6 protein-coding genes are annotated in these 8,663 nt (G+C 54.3%); 3 read left to right on the forward strand and 3 right to left on the reverse strand.

Going from position 1 to position 8,663, the window contains the following annotated elements; all coding sequences use genetic code 11:
- On the forward strand, nt 1-306 hold a 306-nt coding region (locus tag ABB30_RS16680; protein ID WP_211263502.1), incomplete at its 5' end, for a hypothetical protein.
- 226 nt (nt 307-532) lie between these two features.
- Nucleotides 533-1,624: an IS110 family RNA-guided transposase gene (locus tag ABB30_RS15050; protein WP_057639132.1), complete on the forward strand. Its 1,092-nt coding sequence runs from the start codon at nt 533-535 to the stop codon at nt 1,622-1,624.
- A 365-nt stretch (nt 1,625-1,989) separates the two neighbouring features.
- Here ABB30_RS15050 and ABB30_RS15925 read toward each other — a convergent pair whose 3' ends face one another.
- Together ABB30_RS15925 and ABB30_RS15060 are read right to left on the reverse strand one after the other, a co-directional pair.
- Nucleotides 1,990-5,109 carry a UvrD-helicase domain-containing protein gene (locus tag ABB30_RS15925; protein WP_152980781.1) on the reverse strand — a complete coding sequence of 1,040 codons (3,120 nt, stop codon included), beginning with the start codon at nt 5,107-5,109 and terminating at the stop codon, nt 1,990-1,992.
- A gap of 45 nt (nt 5,110-5,154) precedes the next feature.
- Nucleotides 5,155-5,994 (reverse strand): HEPN domain-containing protein, encoded by an 840-nt coding sequence (locus tag ABB30_RS15060; protein WP_057639134.1) that lies wholly within the window; start codon nt 5,992-5,994, stop codon nt 5,155-5,157.
- Between the two features lie 40 nt (nt 5,995-6,034).
- Here ABB30_RS15060 and ABB30_RS15065 point away from each other — a divergent pair, with 40 nt between their 5' ends.
- Nucleotides 6,035-7,126, forward strand: a complete 1,092-nt coding sequence (locus ABB30_RS15065) for an IS110 family RNA-guided transposase (RefSeq protein WP_057639135.1) — start codon at nt 6,035-6,037, stop codon at nt 7,124-7,126.
- A 357-nt stretch (nt 7,127-7,483) separates the two neighbouring features.
- Here the strand turns inward: ABB30_RS15065 and ABB30_RS15930 are convergent, their stop codons facing one another.
- Nucleotides 7,484-8,524, reverse strand: coding sequence for a S1 family peptidase (locus ABB30_RS15930; protein WP_083489918.1), 1,041 nt, complete (start codon nt 8,522-8,524; stop codon nt 7,484-7,486).
- Nucleotides 8,525-8,663: the final 139 nt, after the last annotated feature.

Here is an 8,663-nt window from a genome sequence, read left to right on the forward strand (position 1 = left end):
GATCACCGCCACAGGCCGTCTTGGAGCAGATGTCTCTACGCCCGTGAAAACGTGGGGAAACCTAAGAACCTGACCCCGTTGGCTGAATTGTTATTAATCTTTCTGGCGAAACCCAGCCATAACCCACCTGGTAGTGACCGCGCACGAAAGAATAAAGATTGGGGGCACTATAACTGCCAGAATTACTCTCCAGGCCACAAGGTGTGCTTGGTTAATAATTGCATAAACGCGAAATTTTCCATCACTCCCTTCGCCCCCACGCTGCCCGATCTCTTTCATATGAATGAGGAGCATTCGACTGTCTGATCCATGTATCAATTCGTAGATGGCATAAGCTGCAATCATTAGCGCCCAAAGTACAAATAGAACAATGCCGAGCCGTTGCCACCCATCGAGTTTTTGGTGGTTGATCATATGATTCCTAGTAATGGTCTTGAATAGTAAAAAGGAGACTTCCCGCTCTGGCGACCAGCCGCCGGCATCGAGTGCCATGATTGAGTTGGACCACAATCAGATTGAGGGGAAGTCTCCAATGGCTGATTCAACCACAAAAACGGTCGGCGTGGATCTGGCAAAGCAGGCCTTTGCCATCTGCGAAACCAACCACAGCGGGCAGGTCATCCGGCGGCTGGAACTGCGCCGTGATGCCTTCTGCCACTACCTGTCCCAACTGCCAGCGGTCAGCGTCGTGGCCATGGAAGCCTGCAGTGGTGCCCACCACTGGGCACGGTTGTGCCAGCGTCACGGGCTGACACCAAAGCTCATCGCAGCCCAGTTTGTGACACCGTTCCGCAAAAGCGCCCGCAACAAGAACGACCACAACGATGCCGAGGCTATTGCCACTGCAGCACGCCAAGGCAACATGCGCTTTGTTGCGGTCAAGGATGTCGACCAGCAGGCACGCCTGTGTTGGCATCGCGTGCGCGAGGGCTACAAGGTGGAAAGCCTGGCCATCGCCAATCGACTGCGCGGGTTGCTTGCCGAATTTGGCCTGGCCATTGCCCGAAGCGACAGCGCGCTGCAGCGGGCAGTGGCCGATGACCAGCAGCGCACCCAGCTGCCGGACACGCTGCTGTCCTTGCTCGATGACCTGTATGCACACTGGCAACAGGTGAAACAGCGCATTGCAGCGATTGATCGCCGGGTTGCCGCACATGCCAAGGCCGATACACGCAGCGTGCATGCCCAACAGCTGGTTGGCGTGGGGCCACTGACAGCCGATGCCCTGGTGGCCAGCATCGGTAACGGGCATGAGTTTGCGAACGGCAGACAGCTGGCGGCATGGCTCGGTTTGACGCCCACGCAGCACTCCAGTGGCGGCAAAACACGCCTGGGCGGCATCAGCTGCCGGGGCGACAACTATCTGCGCACGCTGCTGATACAGGGCGCACGAAGTTGCCTGCAGCAAGCCAAGCTGGCCAACCCGCAAACGGCGACGGCCGAACAGATATGGATCACGTCGCTGGCAAGCCGATTGCCCTTTGGCAAAGTGCTGGTCGCCATCGCCAACAAACATGCCCGCCAGCTGTGGGCGATGCTGCGACGAGGCGAGGACTACGACAGTGAGGCCTGGCTGCATCATCCGATGGTGCAGCGGTCATCCAAAAAGGCCATCTCAGCCTGAGTTTTATCCGTACCACCCGTACCACCGCAGTGGATTCAACGCCGATAGCGACACAGGTAACAAGCGGTCAGACCGCCCCGGAGAGAGCCTGACTAACAAGTTGGCACCATTACATGCAAAGACTGATCCCCCTTGCATGGGCGAAACCGTTGGATGAGCGAGGCCTTCGGGTGCGGTTTTTACCTTGGTCCGGTTTGGATGCATCAAACCCACAAGACCGTTTACGGAAATGCAGTCTGGCAATGCTTGAAGCCCGTCGCGTCGATTGAATCAACTGCAGCAAAAATCCGGCAGACGCAAAGCCTGAAAGCGAAAGGCAAGGTCAGCGTGCTGCCGGAGTTGACGGGAAGCTCCTTACGGACTTGTTAGACCCCATTGGTAGAGGTCATTGGAGTTTCATCATCAGCGCTATCCTTGGGAGAGCAAACTTCATGAAGGTTGTCGGTTATGCATCTCCACTCCCCGCCATCCACCAGGAATTGAGCCACTGCTGAGTCGGTATCATCAAATATGCGAACATCAATGCCGTCTGCGGTCCCCGACCAAACTTCCGACTTGAGGGTATCGATTCTGAATCCCTCGGCAGGGAAACTCTTTGCCCAGCCGGGCCAGCTATTCGACTGCCACTGATATCCTGAGGCTTTAAGGAAATCTTTAATTGCGAAAGTGGGTGCACCACCACGCCGTTCCTGATTGCCGACTTTTACGACCAGGCGAGTCGTAAGCCCACGTAACGGAGGGTAATCAGCCCATTCAACGGCTGCTAGAGGGATTGCGCGCTCCAACTCTTCGAGGAATGGGGACTTGCTTCTGCCCTCCGTAAAAACAACCAATGTATCCGCCGCGCGAGTCAGTGCCACATACAGCAGCCGCCGTTCTTCTTCCGTAATCTTCTGTGGACTGTCACCGAGTATCCTAGAAAATGCCCAATCTGGATGTATGAGCGGATAACTCCGCGCAACAAGATCAAGTACGATCACCATTGGCTTTTCCAGGCCTTTGTACTTGTGTGCGGTAGAGATACTGATGCGCTCTCTTAGGCCATTTGGAAAAAAAGATCGAACCAGGTCAAGATATCTTGCGAGGCCGCGACCGCTTCCAGTAGATTGATCCTGAAAGTTGACGAACCATGGCAGCCCGTTTCGGCGACAAAGCATCACCACGTCGATGCCAGTAGCCAGTGCACTATTTGCAATTCGTAAAACAGCAGGGGTGATGATGTCGCCAGGATGGCGCTGTTTCTCAATCAGCGAAGGTTCAAAATCATTCAAATCAGACGCCAAAACCTTACCGACGGCCTTCTTGCTTGCGGAAGCGGGTTTCCCTAGACCCGACATAAGGGTGTTGCCAACAGCAACAATTGAACTCGCGGATCGATAATTCGTCGAAATGTATAAGCAGCGTGATTTCCCAACATACCGCTCAAATTCGTTGAAAAATCTTAAATCTGATCCGGCGAACCCATTAATCGCCTGCCAATCATCGCCCACACAGAATAGTTCGACTTGAGGCGTAACCTTTCTGATGGCGACAAGGAGTCGATAGAACAGGTCTGAAAAATCCTGAAACTCATCGATGCATACATACCGCAACGAGGCCAGATCTCCTCCGCCCGATTTTCGCTGGAAGCTGGCGACCCCGTCCTCCACTGCTTGCGCGGCACGCTGCATCAGGCCGTCAAAATCCTCCTCGCCGGTAGATGACAGTCGATTCAGATAGGCAACGTAAAGCGAATAAACAAGATCAAGAAACATGCCCTCAACAGGGGACAGAGGGGAATAGCTCTTGATTTTATCCAGCAGTTCAAGAGGGGATAGCGACTGTTTTCGACATCGGCCAACGAATCCAACGGATGCAGTCGTGAATCTGTCGATTGCTCTGTCACGAACGCGATTCCAAATCTCGTCTTCAGATAAGCGTGTACATTGAATACCTTGATCTAACAAGGTGGTCTTTAGTCTTTCTAGAAATGCCGCCGACCCCTCGCTAGCGATGTCTTCGGGAATAAATTCGATAAGAGTCCAGCCTGACTTGGCTTTCCAGTATTCGCGCTTGCTCTCTGACATTTCGTCATAATCAGGGTCACCTCTGAGGCCGAAATACTCAATAATTAGACCGCTTTTTGGCGTGACGAAAATTGTAAAGTCTGGTCGGTAGTTGATTCCACTCCACCAATGATTTCGCTCGTATTTGTATGCAATGTCGTGCTCGAACAAAAAGTCAGCGATAATTTTCTCGCCATACGACTTGACGTATTCTCCTCCAAGACTTTCTCGCGGCAGAGATCTGCGAAATCGTAGAAATTCTTCTTTGCTTTGGTCGTGCCGCCCCTCGACAATTCGGTCCCAGTCCTCGCGGAAGTGAGCGAGCATCAGTTCGCGGATTTTTTCTCGGAATGCGGGTTCCCTAAGGTGATCGTCGATCACCTGTTGAAACGCGCGACTCAGCCCTTGAGATTCGCCTTCAGTTCCGTTGTATAAAAGGCTTTCTTCTGGATGGACGATGGCGTAGGCCAAGGCATGGAATGTCATTACGTGTGGCAGTGTGATCTTTAATTGGGAGGCGATGGCGTCTACTGCGCCTGCTTCAATCTCGTCCCAATTGAGGTGCTGCTTTTGCCTCGCATCTTTGATGCGTCGATTAATCTCAGCGGCTATCTCTGGTTCAGCGTTCTGATCAATCAAAACAAGTAGTCTTCTACGAACCTCCAGCGCTGCTTTGCGGTTGAATGCGAGGATCAGTATCTCTGCTGGCGCAATGCGACAATGCTTTAGGAGAAACAGTACGCGACTGACAAGCGTCGTCGTTTTGCCGCTACCCGCGCGGGCAACGACCTGTATGTGCCCATGGACAGCGGAAATGGCAGCAATCTGCTCATCATCCGGAAGTTGTTGTGGGCCATTTCTACTGGCTGTATTTGCCTTTATCCAACTTTTCACGAATGAAAACTTCTCGGCCTCGAACTCTTGTTCGGTCAGGATGTCAGCACACGTTTCAAAAAAATAGGGAGTCGCGCTAAGAAAGTCGGAGTTAAAACGCCGGCGAAGCTCGTGCAGCATTGCAGTGCGACGCTCTTCAGCTTGTTTTCGGAGCTGTTCCTGCCTAATGCGTTCTCGAGCTTCTTCTTCTCTTTTCTGTGCGGCGATGCGTTCAGTCTCTTGTCTTTCCCTTTCTAGCATTTCACGCCGCAGACGTTCGCTTTCAATCTCGCGAAGAATGCCGTTGCGCTTCTCGGCAATCATTTGAGGCAGTTCGTTCCACTCCCTTTCGCTCAGCAATGGCCGGAGCGCTGAAAGAATCGATCTTTCCGTTTCATCGCCGCTTTGCGGGGTAACAACAAGGCTCGGGGCCAATACTGTCAAATAGAATACTTCATGATCATCCCAGCATGCCCAATGCTTCATGAGGTCTTCAATTAGTTCAGATGCTGTTTTTTCGACTGGCAATGCAAAGACTCCGATATTTAGGGAAATGGGATCTAACACTTGAATTAAGCCGCGCCGAGAAGCGGCGTCGGCTTGAATGAACTGTTAGCTTGCAGCCCGGTACGCGTCAACGACATCTTTCGGGATATGAATATACTCAAGAACGTGATCCAGAAGCTTTGGGTATAGATAGAGCGGGGAGTTCTCGGCATAGAAGTGCGTCGGAACGGTCACGCGCCGCCGTCGCGACCCACCGTAGAAGCCGTTCTGCCAGATGAGCGGCCCGCGTGCAGGATGGTCGTGCTTCTTCAGAATCGCCTCAAGAGCGCCGCCGATGACTTGGAACTCTTGGAACGGACGCTTCTCTGCTCTCTCATTGCGCTCAAGCTCCAGCGCAAGCATCGGCTTCGGTTCTTTTCCCGGAATTGGCAGGTCGTAATTGAGCACGCGACAGTACCGCCTAATTTCCCAAACTGCTTTGTCTAGCTCGACGAGCTTTGGCCCGTGTATGTGGTAGGACGTCTCTAGGTATCGAAAACGTCCGTAGTCGTCCAGGTGCGCCAAGAGCTTTCGAGACGTGTCACTAAGGCGTATCTCGAAGGGAGCCTTCTTCGCCTGCTTTTGCGCTTCGGCGATGCTGTGACCCACGCTCTTAGATTTAATGCGGTTATATAAGAGGATCGCCTTGTAGTACTTCTCGAAAGCTTGCAGGGCAGCCCAGTGGAACTGGGATATCAATCCCGCCCGGTAGCACATGCGCGCACTTATATAGTCGCGATCCGCCACATCCCTGAAGCACCGGGAGGCGAAACTGTTGAGATGTGCGTCCAGACCTTCCATGCAAGCTAACACCAGAATTAAGCCGTGCCGCGAAGCGGCTTCGGCTTGAACGAGTAAAAAGGAGACTTCCCGCTCTGGCGACCAGCCGCCGGCATCGAGTGCCATGATTGAGTTGGACCACAATCAGATTGAGGGGAAGTCTCCAATGGCTGATTCAACCACAAAAACGGTCGGCGTGGATCTGGCAAAGCAGGCCTTTGCCATCTGCGAAACCAACCACAGCGGGCAGGTCATCCGGCGGCTGGAACTGCGCCGTGATGCCTTCTGCCACTACCTGTCCCAACTGCCGCCGGCCAGCGACGTGGCCATGGAAGCCTGCAGCGGTGCGCATCACTGGGCGCGGTTGTGCCAGCGTCACGGGCTGACACCAAAGCTCATCGCCGCCCAGTTTGTGACACCGTTCCGCAAAAGCGCCCGCAACAAGAACGACCACAACGATGCCGAGGCGATTGCCACTGCAGCACGCCAAGGCAACATGCGCTTTGTAGCGGTCAAGGATGTCGACCAACAGGCACGCCTGTGCTGGCATCGCGTGCGCGAGGGCTACAAGGTCGAAAGCCTGGCCATCAGCAATCGACTGCGCGGGCTGCTGGCTGAGTTCGGCCTTGCCATTGCCCAAAGCGACAGCGCGCTGCAGCGGGCACTGGCCGATGACCGGCTTCGCGCTCAATTACCGTCCACGCTGCTGCCCTTGATTGATGATCTGCACACACACTGGCAGCAGGTGAAACAGCGGATCGCGGCGATTGATCGCCAGGTTGCCGCACACGCCAAGGCCGATGCCCGCAGCGTACGCGCCCAACAACTGGTTGGTGTGGGGCCACTGACGGCCGATGCGCTGGTGGCAAGCATCGGCAACGCCCATGAGTTTACGAATGGCCGACAGTTGGCGGCCTGGCTCGGCCTGACACCCACACAACACTCCAGTGGTGGCAAGGCGCACCTGGGCGGAATCAGCTGCCGCGGCGACAACTACCTGCGCACGCTGCTGATACAAGGCGCACGAAGTTGCCTGCAGCAAGCCAAACTGGCCAATCCGCAGACCGCGACAGCCGAGCAGATCTGGATCAAGTCGCTGGCAAGCCGGTTGCCCTTTGGCAAAGTGCTGGTCGCCATCGCCAACAAACATGCGCGCCAGCTATGGGCGATGTTGCGACGAGGCGAGGACTACGACAGCGAGGCCTGGCTGCAGCATCCGATGGTGCAGCGGTCACGCAAAAAAGCCATCGCCGCCTGAGTTTCAAACCGTTTCATCGCAGTGGATTCAACGCCGGCAGCGACACAGGTAACAAGCGGTCAGACCGCCCCGAAGAGAGCCTGACTAACAAGTTGGCGCCATGACATGCGAAGGCTGATCCCCCTTGCATGGGCGAAACCGTTGGATGAGCGAGGCCTTCGGGCGCGGTTTTTACCTTGGTCCGGTTTGGATGCATCAAACCCACAAGACCGTTTACGGAAGTGCAGTCTGGCAATGCTTGAAACCAACCGCTCGGCACGAATCAACTGCAGAAAAAACCCGGCAGATGCAAAGCCTGAAAGCGAAAGGCAAGGTCAGCGTGCTGCCGGAGTTGACGGGAAGCTCCTTACGGAATTGTTAGGCATTGGCCCAACCTCCCGAGAACCTTTGCGAAACAACACGGAATCCAGCTGCTATCAGGGAGTCACGGGCAACAATTGCGGCTATTTCGAGTTCACTTGAGGAAGGGTTGTTCTTGGGTGTCCAGATCAACCCACTTTCTACTAGCTGGCGCTCATGCAGCGGACAGATCGACGCGAACGCAGATTCAGCGATATTCACAACCTCTGGATCATGGCAAGAGAAGCTGACGTAAACGTCCCTGTCGTCATCGTATACGTAGATGCTTGCATCATGCGTATGGGGATTTAGTCTGGCTGTATCAGGTAGCGCTAGCTTCACCCACGCCAATGAATCTATGTCCTTGTAGAATATAGAGTCATCAGGCGACCAGCCTGATTCCAGAGCTAAAGTCGCAGCCGCCGAAATACTTAGGCAAGTAAAGAATCCAGCTTCGACAGGATGGTTGTCCCTAACAAGTGACTCGGTCACCAAACCAATGGCAAGCCCCGATTCATCGATCAGAGGGCCGCCGCTGAATCCTCCCCTAGAAGTGGCCGAGACAACGTACGTCAGGTACTTGCTTCCTCTAATTCGAACTAGTGCATTGATCTTCCCATCGACAGCAACCTGAAATGGATGTGTGGTCAAAGGTATGGGGGGATAGCCAACACAAACGACGCGAGATAGAAGAAGAATATCTTCGGACTGATAGATGTCATCAGTTGAGCTGAGCTTTATTGCTGGAATATTCTCCGCTGCTTCAACACGAAGAACCGCAACGTCCACGTCGCCATCGGCAAGCTTTGGCTCTCCAGCAACCTTAAGCGAGCGGGGCCTAATTTCCTCGCTTAAGTGATTGTCGTGATAGCCGGTGCTCGCGCTTAGTGGCTGCGTAATGCTGATCTCTTGGATTCGATTGCCTTCCAATACGTGTTTGGCTGTAATGAAGTAGCCGTCACCGATATGAAATGCTGTTCCAATTGACTCATCGCCTTCTCTGGTCTCCACCACGACATACGCGATAGCACCCTTCGCTCTAAGGTAAACGTCGCGCATGCCCTCTCCAATGCCTAACGCTTGAATTAAGCCGCGCCGCGAAGCGGCGTCGGCTTGAATGATCGAATGGACTCCCCGCGTCACCACGCCGCGTCAATGCGCAAGCTGAAACTGTTGCCCATCAGTACGCGGGCACTCC

Origin of the sequence: Stenotrophomonas ginsengisoli, assembly GCF_001431485.1 — a bacterium.
GTDB classification, from domain to species: domain Bacteria; phylum Pseudomonadota; class Gammaproteobacteria; order Xanthomonadales; family Xanthomonadaceae; genus Stenotrophomonas; species Stenotrophomonas ginsengisoli.